Below are 15680 nucleotides of genomic sequence, written 5' to 3' on the forward strand. Positions count from 1 at the left end.
TGAACGGGTCACGGACACCCCGCAGTATCGTGCTCCTCATGCACATATCAACAGATGGCAACGCAGCTGTAATGAAAGTTTTTGATCACTCACGCTCGTAAGCGTGCTAGGACGGTCCTCAACTCTCCCCCGCGCCACAGGAGGCAGCCGTGCACCACCGTCGTACGCCCGCCGTCGCCGTGTTCCTCACGGCCGCCGTTCTGGCGCTCGGAGCCTGCGATTCAGGAGGTTCCGACTCCGGTTCGGAGCCGGGCAAGAAGGCCGCACCGGGCCCCTCGGTCATCGCTCCGGGCAAACCGGGCGAGACGGCGGCGACCATGTCCGCGGAGGACGCGGCCAAGAAGAGAGCCGACGACGACTCCCCCAACTCGGCGGACTTCACCTACACCCAGATGATGATCGAGCACCACGGCCAGGCCCTGACCATGACCGAACTCGCCCCGAAACGAGCCGAGTCGACCAAGGTCAAGCGCCTCGCCGACCGCATCGCGGCCTCGCAGCGCCCGGAGATCGGCGCCATGAAGGGCTGGTTGAAGAGCCACGGCGGCGCGAAGAAGCAGCCCGGGCACGACCACGGGACGATGCCGGGCATGGCGACGGACGGGCAGCTGAAGCAGTTGCGGGCCGCGAAGGGGAAGACCTTCGACGAACTCTTCCTGAAGCTGATGATCACGCACCACAACGGCGCGATCACGATGGCCACCGATCTGCTCTCCGACGGGAACAACATCCAGGTCGAGGAGATGGCGAACGACGTGGTCGCGCAGCAGACGGCGGAGATCTCCCGGATGCGCAAGATGTGAGGCGCGGGCGCCGGTACGAGACCTCAGCCGCGGCTCGGGGCCGCGGTGTCCCGCTCGTCGAGCGGCGCGTGGTCGCGGCGTGGCAGCAGCAGCGGTGAGGCGAGGAGGAGGACTCCGGCGATCCCGATGGCGGTGCGCGGTCCCGTGGCGGCGGCCAGCAGACCCCAGAGCCCGGTCATGGCGGCGATGCTGAGCTTGCCGGTGACCGACCACGCGGAGAGGGTACGGGCGGCGCGGTCCGCCGGGGTGTGGTCGAGCCGGACGGTGGCGAACACCGGGTTGAACACGCCCGAGCAGGTGATCAGGCCGAACTCGACGACCACGACAAGGACGAGCCCGGCGGCGCCGGGACCGACGAAGGCCAGGCCGAACAGCCAGCACGCCCGCAGCGTCCCCGCGGTGAGCAGGACCCGGTGCCGGCCGTACCGTTCGACGAGCGGCCGGGCCAGCCGCGAGCCGATCAGGCCGCCGATGCAGGGCGCGGCGAAGGCCAGGCCGTACTGCCAGGGCGCGAAGCCGAGTTCACCGACCATCAGGACGATCAGGAGCGGCGACGTCGCCATGATCAGACCGTTGTTGAGGAGCGTGTTGAAGAACAGCGGGCGCAGCACCGGGCCCGCCAGGATGTGGCGCCAGCCGTCGAGCAGGTCGCCCGCCCTGAACCGGGCCCCCGTCCCGGCGCGCCCGGGGTGCGGTTCCTTGCCGCCGATCGCGCGGATTCCCAGGGCCGAGAGCAGATAGCTGACGGCGTCGGCCAGCACGGTCACCACCGGGCCGAAGAGCCCGATCGCGGCCCCGCCGAGGGGCGGCCCGAGCACCAGCGCGGTCCAGTTCGTGGACTCCAGGCGGCCGTTCGCGACGAGCAGGTCCTGCGGCCGTACGAGCGCCTTGAGGCAGGCGCCGCTCGCGGCGGTGAAGGTGATGTCGGCCGCGCCCACGACGACGGCCACCACCAGGAGCTGCCCGAAGCCGAGCAGACCGAGGGCGTACGCGGCGGGGATGCTGAGCAGCGCCGCGCACCGGATCAGGTCCGTCGCGATCATCACCGCCCGTTTGCGGCGGAACTCCACCCACGGCCCGAGCGGCACCGCGACGACGGCACCCACCGCGACCCCCGCCGCCGCGAGGGCCGAGACCTGTGCCGGGCCCGCGTCCAGGGCGAGGATCGCGATGAGAGGGAACGCGTCGAACGCGAGCCGCGTGCCGAACACACTGACCGTGTAGGCCGCCCACAGCCATCCGAACTGCCGCCCGAGGGGCCTCCTGGCTTCCATGCCGGTGCCGCTCCTCGTCGTTTCGCCCGCCCGGTCTCCCGCTGACCTGCGGCATCCAAACCGGCGAGGGTCCCGGAGGTCAAACAACCGCATCAACCGGGGCGCACAACCATCGGTTGTACTTCTAGGATGACCGGCGTGGATCTTCAAGCCGTGCGCACCTTCGTCGCCGTCACGGACGCCGGACAGTTCCAGGAGGCCGCCGCCGCGCTCGGGGTGACCCAGCAGGCCGTCTCCAAGCGGATCGCCGCGCTGGAGAAGGACCTCGGGGTGCGGCTGTTCACCCGTACCGCGCGCGGGGCCAGGCTCACGGTCGACGGGCAGTCGTTCCTGCCCCACGCCCGTGAGCTCCTGCGGGCCGAGCAGCGGGCGGCCGCGTCGGTGCGGCCCGGCCGCCGGGCGCTGCGGGTCGACGTGATCGGGCGGCGGCTCGCGCCCGCGGGGCTCCTGAGCGGTTTCGCCCGGGCGCATCCCGGCACCGATCTCGACGTCGTGACGCTCTTCGACGCCGACGCGGCGCTCGCCGCCGTCCGCTCGGGCAGCATCGACGCGTCGTTCCGCGCCCTCACCCTGCCCGCGGGGCAGCTGCCCGACGGCATCGAGGCCACCAGGGTGTTCGACGAGCCCGTCCAGCTCCTCACCGGTCCCGCCCACCCGCTCGCCGCCGACCGCGCGGTGCCGCCCGCGCGGCTGGCCGGGCGCAGGATCTGGATGCCGGGCCTGGTCGCCGGGACCGAGTGGGCCGCCTACTACGAGGATCTCGCCGCCGCGTTCGGGTTCACCGTCGAGGCGACGGGCCCCGCCTACGGCACCGAGCCGCTCCTGGACACGATCGCGGGCTCCCCGGATCTCGCGACCTTCGTCGGCGAGCTGACCCGCCTCGTCTGGCCCGCCGAGGACGATCTGCGCCGCCTCGCGGTGCGCGATCCGATGCCGGTCTATCCGCACTCGCTGATCTGGCACCGCGACAACCCGCACCCCGCGCTGACCGCCCTGCGCGATCACCTGGACGCCCTGCGGCCCGCTCACCCCGGCGCCGCGACGTGGACGCCGTCCTGGGCGCGGTGACGGCCGGGTCCTACCGGCGGTTGTGGCGTGCGGGCAGGGCGCCCGCGTCCCGTGCGGCGGCGATGAGCTTGAGGGCCCTGCGGCGGCTGCGTCCGCTCGCGTGCATCACCGCGAGCACCGGGTCCCGCCCCTCGGCCTGCGCCGTGCGGTACTCCCTGGCCGCCCTCAGCCGTCCCTCGCGCCCGCGCGGCCATGACGGGCGGGCTCGGCGTACGGCGGGGGGCTCGTGCAGACGTACGACATCTCCGCGAACCGGGGGATGGACCACCTCGCCACGGACCGGAGGAGGGACGGGGTCGTCGGCAGCCGGGGCCGGCGGGTGGGCGTGCAGGCCCTCCAGGGTGATCCGCCCCTGCGACACCACGGCCCGTGCGTCGACGGCGGCTCCGTCGCCGAAGGTCAGCCGTACGTGGAAAGCAGGCGCGGGCGGAAGCGGGGGTGGAGATGAGGGCGATTCAGCAGCATTTGGTCGATAGTGATCAGAAACGCCAAGAAAGGAGCTCTCAAGCACAATCAAAAGGTAGCCGTGCGATCGCATTAGGTCACGAACGGCACGCAGGCCGCACGCAGGCGACGTACAGGCGGCGCGCAGGCGGCGCACAAGCCCGCTCGGCCACCCTGGACGACGCGGCGGCCGGTCCCGGAGCGTGCCGGCCGGCCGCGGCGCGGGGCACCCGGATCAACGCGCCCCGCACCGCATCTCCCCCTCGGCGCACGGGGGTGCGATGCTGAAACCATCCCCCGAGGCCGCCTCGCGGAAGGAGCACCGCCGTGCTGCAGGTCGCCGTCGTCGGATCGGGCCCGAGCGGGGTCTACACCGCGCAGTCCCTCATCCAGCAGGACCGCGTGCCGGGGGTGCGTGTCGACGTCATCGACCGGCTGCCCTGCCCCTACGGCCTCGTCCGTTACGGTGTCGCGCCGGACCACGAGAAAATCAAGTCCCTGCAGAACAACCTGCGTTCGGTCCTGGAACACGACCGCGTCCGCTTCCTCGGCGGCATCGAGATCGGCCCCGGCGGTCTGCCCGCCGCGCGGCTGCTCGACCACTACCACGCGGTGGTCTACTGCGTGGGCGCTGCGGCGGACCGCAAGCTGGGCGTGCCGGGCGAAGAGCTGCCGGGGAGCCATTCGGCCACGGACTTCGTGTCCTGGTACAGCGCGCATCCGGACGCGACGGCCGACGGTTTCGTGGGAGGCGTCGAGTCCGCCGTCGTCATCGGCGTGGGGAACGTCGCGGTGGACGTCGCCCGGATGCTGGCGCGTGGCGTGGCGGAGCTGCGGCCCACCGACATGCCGCAGGCGGCGCTCGGCGTGCTCGCCGGGAGCCGGGTGCGCGAGGTCCACATGGTGGGGCGGCGCGGCCCTTCGCAGGCGCGCTTCACCACCAAGGAACTGCGCGAGCTCGGCGCGCTCCCGGACACCGAAGTGATCGTGGATCCCGCCGAGTTGGCGCTGGATCCCGCGTACACGGACCCCTCGGGGCTGCCCGCTGCGGGCCGCCGCAACATCGAGGTGATGCGCGCCTGGGCCGAGCGCCCGGCGCGGCAGCTACCGCGCAGCATCCGGCTCCGCTTCTTCCTGCGTCCGGTGGCCGTGACGGAGGCGGCGGGGCGGGTCGGCGGGGTGCGGTTCGAGCGGACGCTGCCGGACGGGCGCGGCGGGGTGACGGGTTCCGGGCGGTACGAGGACATCGCGGGGCAGCTGGTCCTGCGCTCGGTCGGCTACCGCGGGGTGCCGATCGACGGGCTGCCGTTCGACCCCGGCCCCGGCACAGTGCCGCATGCGGCGGGGCGGGTGCTGCGGGCGGGCGCCGCGTCTCCCGGCGAGTATGTGGCGGGGTGGATCAAGCGCGGGCCCACGGGCGTCATCGGCACCAACCGTCCGTGCGCCAAGGAGACGGTGCTTTCCCTGCTCGACGATGCGCCCGCTCTGGTGCGGAGAGGGGTTCCGGAGGATCCGCTGGCCTCTCTGCGTGCGGTGGGGCTGCGTCCCGTGGAGTGGCAGGGCTGGCTTTCGATCGAGCGGGCGGAGGCCGCGCTGGGGCGGTCGCTGGGGCGCGGGCCGGTGAAGATTCCGGACTGGGCGGGGTTGCGGGCCGCTGCGGGGGGCTTGCAGCAGTAGCCGGGGCCTGCCATTGAGCTGCGGGTTCGTGGGGGCTTGGCGCGCAGTTCCCCGAGCCCCTAAAGGGCCCTTGCGCGCCCCTCCTGTGCCGTCGCCGCCGCAAGGACGCTGTCGAGCAATCCCGGGAACAGCTCCTCCAGGTCCTCCCGGCGCAAGCCGTTCAGTTTCGCCGTGCCGCGGTAGATCTGCTGGATCACGCCGCTCTCGCGCAGCACCCTGAAGTGATGGGTGCTCGTGGACTTCGTGACGGGCAGGTCGATCTGCGAACAGGAGAGCCCGTAGGGCCCGGCCTCGTCCCTGGCCAGTTGCCGCACCACCCGCAGCCGCATCGGGTCCGACAGCGCGTGGAGCACGCCCTCCAGCCGGATCTCCGCGCGCGTCGGGTGGTCGAGCGCGCGGGCGCTGGTCGGTGCGGCGGTGCTCATGACGGCTCCACTTCGTCGGGGCTTCACGTCTTCTCGAAGGCCTCCATAGTACGAGAGTCATCGTAGTTTGACATCTGCCGTACTACGAGGTCTATCGTACGAGCAGTCCCGACGTCCGTGACGAATGGAGTCCGCCGTGAGCGCGCTGTTCGAGCCCTACACCCTGCGATCGCTGACCGTGCCCAACCGCGTATGGATGGCGCCGATGTGCCAGTACTCGGCCGAGGTGTTCGGGCCCAACGCGGGTGTGGCCAACGACTGGCACTTCGCCCACTACGCCGCACGCGCCGCGGGCGGCACCGGCCTGATCCTCGTGGAGGCGTCGGCCGTGAGCCCGGAAGGGCGCATCAGCCCCGCGGACCTCGGGATATGGAACGACACGCAGGTCGAGGCGTTCCGCCGCATCACCGGCTTCCTGAAGGCCCACGGCACGACTCCGGGCATCCAGATCGCCCACGCGGGCCGCAAGGCCTCGACCGACCGCCCCTGGAAGGGCGGCGGACCCCTCGGCCAGGAGGAGCACGGCTGGCAGCCGGTGGCGCCCAGCGCGCTCCCCTTCGACGAGGGCCACCTGCTGCCGCACGAGCTGACCGCGGAGGAGATCCGTGACGTCGTCGGCCAGTTCGCGGACGCGGCGCGGCGCGCACTGGACGCCGGCTTCGAGGTGGTCGAGATCCACGGCGCCCACGGCTACCTCATCGGTGAGTTCCTCTCGCCGTTCAGCAACCATCGCACGGACGAGTACGGCGGCTCCTTCGAGAACCGCTCCCGGCTCGCCCTCGAAGTCGTCGACGCCGTCCGCGCCGTATGGCCCGAGGAGCTGCCCCTCTTCTTCCGGATCTCCGCGACGGACTGGCTGACGGAGAACCCCGAGGACGAGCGCGAGGGCTGGACGGCCGACGACACGGTCCGCCTGGCCAAGGAACTGCACGCCCACGGCGTGGACCTCCTGGACGTCTCCAGCGGAGGCAACGCCCCCAAGGCGCGCATCGCGACGGGCCCCGGCTACCAGGTTCCCTTCGCGGCCCGCGTGAAGGCGGAGACGTCGCTCCCCGTGGCGGCCGTCGGCCTGATCACGGACCCGGAGCAGGCCGAGAAGATCCTCGCCAACGGCGAGGCGGACGCGGTGCTCCTGGGCCGCGAACTGCTGCGCAACCCCTCGTGGGCCCGCCACGCCGCGAACGACCTCGGCGCCGAGGTCGCAACCCCGCAGCAGTACCACCGGATGGTCTGAGCCCCCCTTCGGGCGACGAGCCGTCGCGCAGGGCTACTTGGCGCCGCACGAGGTCTGTTTGAGCTTCCTGAACTCGGAGTCGGTGGGCTTGTGGTCCTGCTCGAAGGCGCTCGTGCGGGCGGTGACCTCGGGGAAGTACGTCTGGAAGGCCAGGGACCAGCGGGTCTGGAGGAAGTCCTCCAGGACGTCGTTCAGGCGACGGCAGTCCGCCCGCTGGCCTTCGCGCAGGCCGATGCCGTAGAACTGCCGGTTCTTGACCGTGATGCTCCGCGCCACCTCGACCTTGTCGGCGTAGCGCGGGTCATGGGCGAAGCCCTCAAGGATGATCTTGTCCGTCCAGACGGCCTCGAAGTTGCCGTTGACGAGCTCCTTGACGCAGGTCTTGTAGCTGTTGCGCAGCTCGGCCACCACTTCCTGGCCCAGCGCGGCGCGGATGGCCCGCTTCGCCTTGTCGTCCTGTTCGCTGTCCGGGTCGCCGGTGGAGCCGCGCACGCTGCACACCCGTTTGCCGTCGACGTCCGCGAGCGTCTTGATGCCCGTGTATCCCTTCCGGATCAGCACCCCTTGGTACGTCTTGAAGTACGGGGCGGTGAAGTCGACCTCCTTGTCCCGCGGATCGGTGATGGAGTAGGTGGCCACCACCAGGTCCATGCTGCCGTTGCGCAGCACGTTCTCGCGGTCGCGTGACTGGACGTCCCAGTCCTCGGCATCGAAGTGAAGCTTCGAGCTGAGGAATTCCACCAGCTGCGCCTCGAAGCCCGCGAAGTCGTCCTCCTCCTCGCTGCGCGTGCTGAAGCCCGGCTGCCCCTTCTTCACCGCGACGTTGAGCGTCGCCCCCTCCTGGAACATCGATTGCGGCGACTCACTCTTCGTGACGGAGTCCCCGGACGGCTTCGCGTCGTCGGAGCGGTCCCCGGAACCGCCGCCGCACGCGGCGGTCAGGCTGAGGGCCAGGAGGCATGCGGCGGCGGCGAGCCGCGGGTGCCACGCGGTGAAGGACATGGAGTCTCCCTTGGGCTACCGGCGGTACTCCGCCTTCTCGAGCGTGAGGCTGACCCGGCAGTCGTCGCCGTCGTCTAGCCGGATGTCGGCCGAGACCTCGGGTCCCGTGCCGTCCACCAGATCCAGCGTGGTGGTGAGCGTGCGCTTCAAGCCGACCGGACCCTTGGCGTCTATGTCGGGACCCTGGAACCGCAGGCTGCTCAGGGCCAGGCAGGGAGAGCCCCCGAACACCCCGTCCGACGCCGCGAAGGTCACCCGCAGTTCGCCGCTGTCGCCCGGATCGGCCTTCACGGTCAGGCGCGCCGTTCCGTCGGCGTCGAGGGTGGCGCCCGTCAGCCGCGCCTCGGGCGTCACGTCGACCGGCCGCGCCGCGAGCACCGAGGAGCGGATGCCCCAGGCGACCGCGCCGACGAGCAGCGCCACGAACATCGCGCCGAGGAAGGCCCGCAGATGCTGGGCCGCCTCGGGCCGTTCGCTCTTCGCCGCGCGCCCCGTCATGGTCGAGGCGTACGCGATGAAGAGGGTGGCCGCGGTCACCGCCGCGGCCGTACCGCCCCAGACCGCGACGGCGACCAGGACGAGCATCGCCACGAGATGAAGGGTGAACTGCTGCCCGAGGAAGTTCTTCTCCCCCGCTTGCGGTGGACGTGTCCCGCCGTGTGTCCCGCCGCCCTCGGGGGCGCGCTCCGTCGGCGCAGTCATGTGACACCCCCCTGCGTACAACTGATGCGTGTGGAGGGCAAGGATGCCACAGAGAGTGACATCAAGCAGCGGAACGTACGTTATTTCAGGGGGTGTTCGGGGCGTCATGGCCTTGGCCAAGGGTCGGGCCCCGGGGACATCCCTAGGTGACTCCCCGAAGCGGCGTGCGGGCCGGGGTTCGTACCGTGGCTCCGTCGCGATGTGTCACGGTTCGGGGCCCGTACCGGCCCTCGGGAGGGCGTTGTGCGCTACGTCATCGAGGTGTTCCGCTCGCCGGGGGGCGTCCACGGGAACGTGGTGGACGAGAGCGACGAGGAAGGGGACGCGGGCCACCGCACGCCGTTTCACGGCTGGCTCGAACTGCTCTCGCTGCTCGAACCGCCGGACGCCGTCTCCGCGGAGAGCGGAGAACCGGCCTCCGCGACGGATGGCGACTCCTGTGGCGCCTGATCCCACGGCACGGCAAACACGTCTCCGGGAGCGCGGAATGTGCTTGTATCCGGGCCGGTCCCGGCATCATCGTGGACGTTCAGGGCCATGCGCCCGGCACGCGTCGCCGTCACCGTCCCGGCGCTCGTACCGGGTGCCGACATGTGGGGGCGGTGATGACGTCCGGCGACACACTGTACGGCCACGCCCGGACACCGGAGTCCCATGAGGCGTTCTCCGGTCGTACGCACGAACTCGCGGCGCTCCAGGAGGAGTTCGCGCGCGCCTGCGAAGGCACGCCGCGCCTCGTCCTGGTCGACGGGCCCGGCGGCATCGGCAAGAGCGCGCTGGTGCGCAGGTTCCTGGACACCGCGGGCGACGCCTGCGTGCTGCAGGCAAGCGGCGAGGAGAACGAGAGCGCGCTGCCCTGCGGAGTGCTCGCCCAGTTCGTCGGGCAGAGCCCGATCCCGATCCCGGACTGCCTGGGCTCGCTGGTGCGCACACCCCGCTCGGCACCCGGCACCCTGCCGCCGCTCGCGGCCGGATTCGGACTGCTCGACCTGCTGAGCGAGTTGCAGGACAAGGGGCCGGTCGTCCTGGTGCTCGACGACGCCCACTGGGCCGACTCCGCGTCCCTGAACGCCCTGACGTTCGCGCTGCGGCGCCTGCGCGTCGACAAGGTCCTCGCGATCGTGACGGCGCGGGACCCGCAGGCCCCCCAGCTGCCGGACGGCATCCGCCGGCTGCTCGCCGACGTCCGCACCCGGCGCATCCCGCTGCACGGACTCAGTCCGGACGAACTGGCCTCCCTGGGAGCCCAGTTGTGGCACGACCGCCTTCCGCACTCCGCGTCCGTACGCCTGCACGACCACACGCACGGCAACCCGCTGCACGCCCGCGCGCTCCTGGACCAGGTGCCCTCGCACGTCCTGCGGGATGTCACCACGCCGCTGCCCGCCCCGCGGTCGTACGCCATGCTGGTGCTCGCCAACCTCGCGGAGTGCGGGCCCCAGGCGCTGCGGCTCGTCCAGGCGGTCAGCGTCCTCGGGCTCTCCTGCCCGCTGGGCACGGCCGCCTCGCTCGCCCGGGTCACCGCTCCCCTGCCCGCGCTCGAACGGGCCGTCAAGGCAGGGCTCCTGAAGGAGACCCAGCCGGGGGCCGTGCCCGAGATCGCCTTCCCGCATCCGCTCGTGCACGCCGCGGTCTACCAGGACATCGGCCCCGCGCACCGCGCGGACCTGCACACGCGGGCCGCCGCCCTGGTCGACGACGACTACGCGAGCCTGCGCCACCGGGTGCTCGCCGCCACGGGCCCTGACGAGCATCTGGCCGCCGCCCTCGCCGCGTGCGCCCGGCGCGAGGCGGCCACCGGACAGTGGGCGGTCGCCGGCACCCACCTGCGGCACGCGTCACGCGTGGCGACGACCGACATGGAACGCGACCGGCTCGCCGTCGAGGCCGTCGAGGCGCTGCTCCTCGACGGCCGGGTGCACGAGTCGGCGGAGCTCGCGGCCGGACTTCCGGCCGGCGCCGATCCGGCGCTGCGCGGCTATGTACGCGGCTATGTGGCCCGCGTACAGGGGCGCATGGAGCAGGCGCAGACGCTGCTGCTCGACGCCTGGAACCAGTGCGACCACGAGAGCGATCCGTCCCTGGCCGCGCGGGCGGCCGAGCAGCTGAGCTACGCCGCCGTGATGCGGGGACGCTCCGCCGACGCCGCCCAGTGGGCGGAGCGTGCCCAGCGGCTCTCCACCCTCCAGGGGCCGAGCCGGATGCTGCGCTTCAACCACCTGCTCGCCCTCGGCCTGAGCGGGTTCGCCAAGAAGGGCATCGAACTTGCCGGTGATCTTCCCGATCCGCTCCTCGTCCCGCCCGCGAACATCGATCTGCTGCTCGCCCGCGGCCAGTTGAGGCTCTGGTCGGACGATCTGCCGGGCGCCCGTGCCGACCTGCTCGGGGCCGTGGCCAACTGCCGCAGGGGGACCGTGCCGCTGCGTCTGCTCTCGGCGTCCGCGCTCGCGCAGACCCTGCACCGGCTCGGCGACTGGGACGAGGCGCTGATCCACGCCGAGGCGTCCGCGTCGATCGCCGACGACACCGAGCAGTCGTGGCTGAAGCCCGTCACGCACGCCATCGCCAGCTGGATCCTCTCGGCACGCGGCAACTGGGACCGGGCCTCGGCCCATCTGCGGCTCGCCCTGGACGCACCGGGCTGCGACGAGAGCGCCCTCGCCTACGCGTACGCGGCCTCGGCGCACGGGGCGTTCGTCGAGGCGCGCGCCGAGCCCGAGCGGGTCGTCGAGGCGCTGCGGCCGCTGCTCGGCTTCGCCACGCACGACGGGGTGAACGAACCGGGCGTGGTGTCCTGGCGCGAACTCCTGGTCGACGCGCTCGTCCAGCTCGGCGAGCTCGACGAGGCGGAAGCGGTGCTCGTGCCCTACGAGGAGCGGGCCTCGGAGCGCGGGCAGCACGCGGCGCTGTCCGCGGCGGCACGGGTGCGCGGCAATCTGCACGCGGCGCGCCGGGAGACGGACCGCGCGCAGGCGGCGTTCCTGCGGGCGCACGACCAGGCCGCGCAGATCCCCTCGCCGTTCGGCCGCGCCCGCGTCGAGCTCGACCACGGGGCGTTCCTGCGCAGGATCGGCCGCCGCTCGGTCGCCGTGACCCAGCTCCAGGCCGCGTACACGACGATGAGCGAACTGGGCGCCGCGCCCTATCTAGCGCGGTGCGAGAGGGAGTTGGACGCCTGCGGTCGCGCGGCGCCCTCGCGGCCCGCGCACGACCCGGCGGCCGCCGGCTCCGACACCGCGGCCGAGGGGCTCACCCCGCAGGAGCTGGCCGTCGCGCGCCTGGCGTCGCAGGGCTTCACCAACCGGCAGATCGCCACGGCCCTGGCCCTGAGCGTCAAGACCATCGAATACCACCTGGGCCACACGTACACGAAGCTCGGGATCACCTCGCGCATGGGGCTCGTGCATCACTTCGCCCCCCGGGACCGGCGTACGTCGTCCTGACCTTGCCCCCTGGCCGGAGCCCTGACGGACAGACCGGGGTTATCCCTGAGCGGTTCCCTGAGGCACCCTTGCCGCCGCCCGGCGTAACGTCGTGGCTGGTCAGGGGACGGGATGCACGACTGGGGGTGCGCAGATGGCTGTCACGGACTGTCCGGGGGTGCGCGGGGACGCGCCACCGGCCCTGCGGCTGCGGCTCCTGGGCGGATTCCACCTCAGCCGCGGCGAGGGGCACGGCGGCTCTCAGGTCGACGTGTCCGCCAGCGGGCAGCAGTTGCTGGCCCTGCTCGGGCTGCGCGGCCCCGCGACGCGTTCGGTGCTCGCGGGGACGCTGTGGCCCGACGTCGCCGAGGAACGTGCGCGGGCCTGTCTGCGCACGGCCATCTGGCGCCTGAACACCGCGGGTTCGGCCGTCACCGACCCCCGGCCCGGGGTGCTCGGGCTCAGCGGGCAGGTCCGGATGGACATCCAGGACTTCACCGCCACGGCGCACCACATACTGACGGCCCCGGCAGAGGGGATCGGGGCCGCGTGCGCCTCGCTGATGGGCATGGGCGAACTGCTGCCCGGCTGGTACCAGGACTGGGTGGTGTTCGAGCGCGAGCGGCTGCACCAGCTGCGGCTGCACGCGCTGGAGGCCCTTTCGGCGCGGCTCGTCGTGCAGGAGCAGTACGCCCCCGCCCTGGAGGCCGCGCTGGAGAGCACCCGGATCGATCCGCTGCGCGAGAGCGCGCACCGGGCGGTCGTGACGGTGCACCTCGCCGAGAACAACCTCGCGGAGGCGGTGCGCCACTTCAAGGCGTTCCGCGGACTGCTCCGCACGGAGCTCGGCATCGAACCCTCGGAACAGTTCCGCACGATGGTGCGCCATGCGCTGGCCTGAACGGGCGCCCGCATCGGGAGCACCGCACACACGGGTGACGCGCCACCACGTCGTCACCGTCGGCCTGTCCGTCCGTGCGCGCTCGGGGGCGCACGGGCCGCAGGTCGTCCCGCCCACACCTGCCGGCCGTGTCGAGGGACGCGGCCGGCAGGCCCTGCCGACGCTCCGCCACGCACGGACACGGGGGTGCCGCGCGCGGTGACGGGGGAAGGCGTCGGACACGGCGACGGCCGGGAGGCAGTGCCTCCCGGCCGTCGCCGTTCCCCGGTCACTCCCCCTGCGGGCCCTTGAGTTCCTCGATGGCCCGGTCGACGGCCCTGTGCGGCATGCCGGTCCGGCGGCAGAGGTCCTTCGGCCGCATGCTGCTCAGTACGTCGTCGACGCTTCGGCCCTCGACGCCCGCGACCTCCCGTACATAGCGCTGGACCCGGTCGACCGGGTCGAGGGCCTTCGCGCGCCCCGCCCCGGCGGCGTCCCCCGGCGCCGCCGGGTCGAGGCCGGTGCGCGGCGCGGCACCCCGCGCACCGGCTTCGGGCAGCCGCTCCTGCTCCAGCCAGGTCGTCCACACTCCGCGCCCGACGAGATGCGCGGCCACGCTCTCGGCCGCCGAGCCGTCCCGCAGGACCCCGGGGTCGGCCGTGTCGGCCCGGACCAGCAGACGGCAGGAGGCGGCGAGCATGGGCGGCGAGACGACGGGCCGCACCGGTTCGCCGATCAGGGTGCACAGCGCGGCGATGTCCGGATGGCCGTCCGCGAGATGGACGAGGTTCTGCAGGACCCCGCGGATCTCCCGCAGGTCGGGATCGGGGTGCAGGAGCAGTGCGTGGGCGCCGACGATGCCCAGGAACGGGTTGTCGTTACCCGAGCGGACCAGTTCGAGGAGGTGCCGGGTCGGCACCAGGTCGATGCCCTGCCGCAGCCCGGAGAGCGCGGCCTCCAGGGACAGGTCGAACGCACGGTCCGCGGGCGTCCAGCCGGTGCCGTGACGCACCATCTGGACCGAGGCGAACTGCGGTTGCGGGCCCTGCGGGCCGTTGCTCACGAACACCAGGGTGGTCCAGCCTTCGAGCACGTGCAGGGCCTGGGCGAGGGGCAGTCCGTCGGCCGGCATCCTGCGCGTGCGCAACCGGTAGCCGCCGGGCGGCAGTTCGCAGCTCCATGCCGACCATTCCTCGCCGCCGGACGGCTCCCACCCGCCGGCTCCGCCGTCGACGGGCCTGCCGTCCGGGCCGGCGATCTCCAGTGCGTACGGGTCGAGTTGCCAGCCGCGGCGCAGATTGCGGATCAGCACCATCAGGGTCGGCGCGCCTTCGCCGTACGTGGTCCGGGTGCTCCAGCGCACCGCCGCCGCGCGGTGGTCCCCGCGGGTCGTGGGGGTGCCCTCGACGGGGGTGGGCGTGGGCATGCCGGGCAGCGGGAGCCGTTCGGTGAACGGTTCCGGGCCGACCTCGACGAAGCGGCTCTCCACCGCTCCGCCGAACCGCTGCTCGATGCGGTAGATACCGGCAGGCAGCACGGTGTCGATGGTGCCCATCGCGTGGGCCACCTCGCGGAACGCGGAGTCCGTGACGGTGACGAGGACCGACGGGGTGTCCGGTATGACGACGAACGGCACGTGTTCCGCGGCGGCCCTCACGGGGCGCCGCCGGTCTTCAGAGCTGGACACCATTTCCACCGCCTGTCATTACCTCGAAGAATCCACCGTTGTTGAAGTCGGCCGCGTTCCAGCTTTCCGGCGTGCAGCGGTACAGACCCGGCGCGAGCTTCTCGACGCTCTCCGCCTCTTCGACGTACAGCCGCAGCGGCGGCTCGCCGGGGTCTCCGCCGCGCAGCTGCACCCAGCCGCGGAACCCGTCGGGGAAGCAGAGCTTGACCGGGTACGTCTCCCCTTCGAGCCCCCGCGCGAAGATCATCGGGTCGTTGCCCTTGATGAACCTGGGCTGTTGCGGCACCAGCAGCGTGCGGGTGCGGTCCTCGACGTGCCGTACGACGTAGTCGGCGAGGCTGTCGGAGGTGATCAGGCCCTTGGGGGTGGCGCCGCCGCCGCGCAGTCCGTCCAGGAGCGCGGTCGTGAAGTGCCCGCGCGCGAGGTCGGGCTGTGCGTTCTGCTCCTCGTAGGCGGGGTCGCCGCTCGACGTGGCGTACCCGATGAAGCAGTCGACCTCCTCGCGCGTCTCGGCCGCGGTGAAGGGCGGCCCGAAGGACAGGGCGCCGACACTGCTGCCGGTGCGGCAGCAGTCGGCGAAGCAGACGACCTCCCGGAAGGGGGCGGCCGACTCGTACCAGTCCAGGTACGGGCGGACGGCGACGTGGTTGCCGAGCAGGTCGATCGCGGCGTTGGCCATCAGGAGCGCGGTGTTCGTGTCGCCCAGCCTGAATCCGTGTCCCGCGAGGAAGAGGTAGAGCCGGGTCCGCTGCCGCGCGGCGTGCCGTTCCTCCTCGGGGTGGCTCTCCACCGCTCGCCTGACCGCGAGATTGGCGCGGTAGAGCGCTTGGTTGACGTTCTCCCTGGTCGGGATGGCGCACATGAAGTCGGCGACGAGCTCTTGCTCCGCGGAGGCGGTCACCAGCTTCACGTTGGCCGCGGGCACATCGCCGCCCGCCGGGTCGACGAGCCAGTCACGGAACCGCGCCGCGTCCCCCCTGGCCCCCTGCAGGTCGCCGATGGCCGGGTAGCGGTTGATGCCGACGACCACGGCGTAGTGCAGGTCGTTCATCGGGCTCTCCC

At 72.4% G+C, this 15680-nt stretch carries 14 protein-coding genes; 7 read left to right on the plus strand and 7 right to left on the minus strand.

All coding sequences use genetic code 11. The features are described from left to right. Positions 1-149 precede the first annotated feature (149 nt). Complete coding sequence (locus tag ABZ906_RS37725; RefSeq protein WP_361390482.1) at positions 150-803, plus strand: DUF305 domain-containing protein; 654 nt, start codon at positions 150-152, stop codon at positions 801-803. Between the two features lie 23 nt (positions 804-826). Here ABZ906_RS37725 and ABZ906_RS37730 read toward each other — a convergent pair whose 3' ends face one another. Continuing rightward, positions 827-2077, minus strand: coding sequence for an MFS transporter (locus ABZ906_RS37730; protein ID WP_361390484.1), 1251 nt, complete (start codon positions 2075-2077; stop codon positions 827-829). Positions 2078-2215: 138 nt separating this feature from the next. Between ABZ906_RS37730 and ABZ906_RS37735 the strand changes: the two genes are divergently transcribed. Next, on the plus strand, positions 2216-3145 hold the full coding sequence (locus ABZ906_RS37735; protein WP_361390486.1) for a LysR family transcriptional regulator: 930 nt from the start codon (positions 2216-2218) through the stop codon (positions 3143-3145). A gap of 10 nt (positions 3146-3155) precedes the next feature. Here the strand turns inward: ABZ906_RS37735 and ABZ906_RS37740 are convergent, their stop codons facing one another. Then, positions 3156-3683, minus strand: coding sequence for a DUF6214 family protein (locus ABZ906_RS37740; protein WP_361390488.1), 528 nt, complete (start codon positions 3681-3683; stop codon positions 3156-3158). A 233-nt stretch (positions 3684-3916) separates the two neighbouring features. Here ABZ906_RS37740 and ABZ906_RS37745 point away from each other — a divergent pair, with 233 nt between their 5' ends. Next, the gene (locus ABZ906_RS37745; RefSeq protein WP_361390490.1) at positions 3917-5266 is read left to right on the plus strand and encodes an FAD-dependent oxidoreductase; all 1350 of its coding nucleotides are present in this window, start codon (positions 3917-3919) and stop codon (positions 5264-5266) included. A 59-nt stretch (positions 5267-5325) separates the two neighbouring features. Here ABZ906_RS37745 and ABZ906_RS37750 read toward each other — a convergent pair whose 3' ends face one another. Next, the gene (locus ABZ906_RS37750) at positions 5326-5691 is read right to left on the minus strand and encodes a helix-turn-helix domain-containing protein (protein WP_361390492.1); all 366 of its coding nucleotides are present in this window, start codon (positions 5689-5691) and stop codon (positions 5326-5328) included. A gap of 136 nt (positions 5692-5827) precedes the next feature. Between ABZ906_RS37750 and ABZ906_RS37755 the strand changes: the two genes are divergently transcribed. Beyond that, on the plus strand, positions 5828-6925 hold the full coding sequence (locus tag ABZ906_RS37755) for an NADH:flavin oxidoreductase/NADH oxidase (RefSeq protein ID WP_361390494.1): 1098 nt from the start codon (positions 5828-5830) through the stop codon (positions 6923-6925). Between the two features lie 33 nt (positions 6926-6958). Here the strand turns inward: ABZ906_RS37755 and ABZ906_RS37760 are convergent, their stop codons facing one another. Continuing rightward, a complete protein-coding gene (locus ABZ906_RS37760) occupies positions 6959-7927 on the minus strand; it encodes a transporter substrate-binding domain-containing protein (RefSeq protein ID WP_361199855.1) in 969 nt (322 codons plus the stop codon). Between the two features lie 15 nt (positions 7928-7942). After that, on the minus strand, positions 7943-8629 hold the full coding sequence (locus tag ABZ906_RS37765; RefSeq protein ID WP_361390496.1) for a hypothetical protein: 687 nt from the start codon (positions 8627-8629) through the stop codon (positions 7943-7945). A gap of 243 nt (positions 8630-8872) precedes the next feature. On the opposite strand from ABZ906_RS37765, the gene ABZ906_RS37770 reads away from it, so the two are divergent. The 3 genes from ABZ906_RS37770 (at position 8873) to ABZ906_RS37780 (ending at position 12952) form a co-directional block, all read left to right on the plus strand. Continuing rightward, entirely contained in the window at positions 8873-9079 is a 207-nt protein-coding gene (locus tag ABZ906_RS37770) for a hypothetical protein (protein WP_361199849.1), read from the plus strand. Between the two features lie 155 nt (positions 9080-9234). Beyond that, positions 9235-12072, plus strand: a complete 2838-nt coding sequence (locus ABZ906_RS37775; protein ID WP_361390498.1) for an AAA family ATPase — start codon at positions 9235-9237, stop codon at positions 12070-12072. A 133-nt stretch (positions 12073-12205) separates the two neighbouring features. After that, positions 12206-12952, plus strand: a complete 747-nt coding sequence (locus ABZ906_RS37780; RefSeq protein WP_361199843.1) for a BTAD domain-containing putative transcriptional regulator — start codon at positions 12206-12208, stop codon at positions 12950-12952. Between the two features lie 268 nt (positions 12953-13220). Here the strand turns inward: ABZ906_RS37780 and ABZ906_RS37785 are convergent, their stop codons facing one another. Next, positions 13221-14618 carry a hypothetical protein gene (locus ABZ906_RS37785; protein ID WP_361390500.1) on the minus strand — a complete coding sequence of 466 codons (1398 nt, stop codon included), beginning with the start codon at positions 14616-14618 and terminating at the stop codon, positions 13221-13223. Next, complete coding sequence (locus ABZ906_RS37790; protein ID WP_361390502.1) at positions 14605-15669, minus strand: hypothetical protein; 1065 nt, start codon at positions 15667-15669, stop codon at positions 14605-14607. The genes ABZ906_RS37785 and ABZ906_RS37790 overlap by 14 nt, the downstream gene beginning before the upstream one ends. Positions 15670-15680: the final 11 nt, after the last annotated feature.

This window comes from Streptomyces sp. NPDC046925, from assembly GCF_040644915.1.
Lineage (GTDB): Bacteria > Actinomycetota > Actinomycetes > Streptomycetales > Streptomycetaceae > Streptomyces.

What these genes read in the sequence shown, in the direction of transcription:
- ABZ906_RS37730 (WP_361390484.1), bottom strand. Translation starts at nt 2,077, where the DNA reads ATGGAAGCCAGGAGGCCCCTCGGGCGGCAGTTCGGATGGCTGTGGGCG.
- ABZ906_RS37740 (WP_361390488.1), bottom strand. Translation starts at nt 3,683, where the DNA reads ATGCGATCGCACGGCTACCTTTTGATTGTGCTTGAGAGCTCCTTTCTT.
- ABZ906_RS37750 (WP_361390492.1), bottom strand. Translation starts at nt 5,691, where the DNA reads ATGAGCACCGCCGCACCGACCAGCGCCCGCGCGCTCGACCACCCGACG.
- ABZ906_RS37760 (WP_361199855.1), bottom strand. Translation starts at nt 7,927, where the DNA reads ATGTCCTTCACCGCGTGGCACCCGCGGCTCGCCGCCGCCGCATGCCTC.
- ABZ906_RS37765 (WP_361390496.1), bottom strand. Translation starts at nt 8,629, where the DNA reads ATGACTGCGCCGACGGAGCGCGCCCCCGAGGGCGGCGGGACACACGGC.
- ABZ906_RS37775 (WP_361390498.1), top strand. Translation starts at nt 9,235, where the DNA reads ATGACGTCCGGCGACACACTGTACGGCCACGCCCGGACACCGGAGTCC.
- ABZ906_RS37780 (WP_361199843.1), top strand. Translation starts at nt 12,206, where the DNA reads ATGGCTGTCACGGACTGTCCGGGGGTGCGCGGGGACGCGCCACCGGCC.
- ABZ906_RS37790 (WP_361390502.1), bottom strand. Translation starts at nt 15,669, where the DNA reads ATGAACGACCTGCACTACGCCGTGGTCGTCGGCATCAACCGCTACCCG.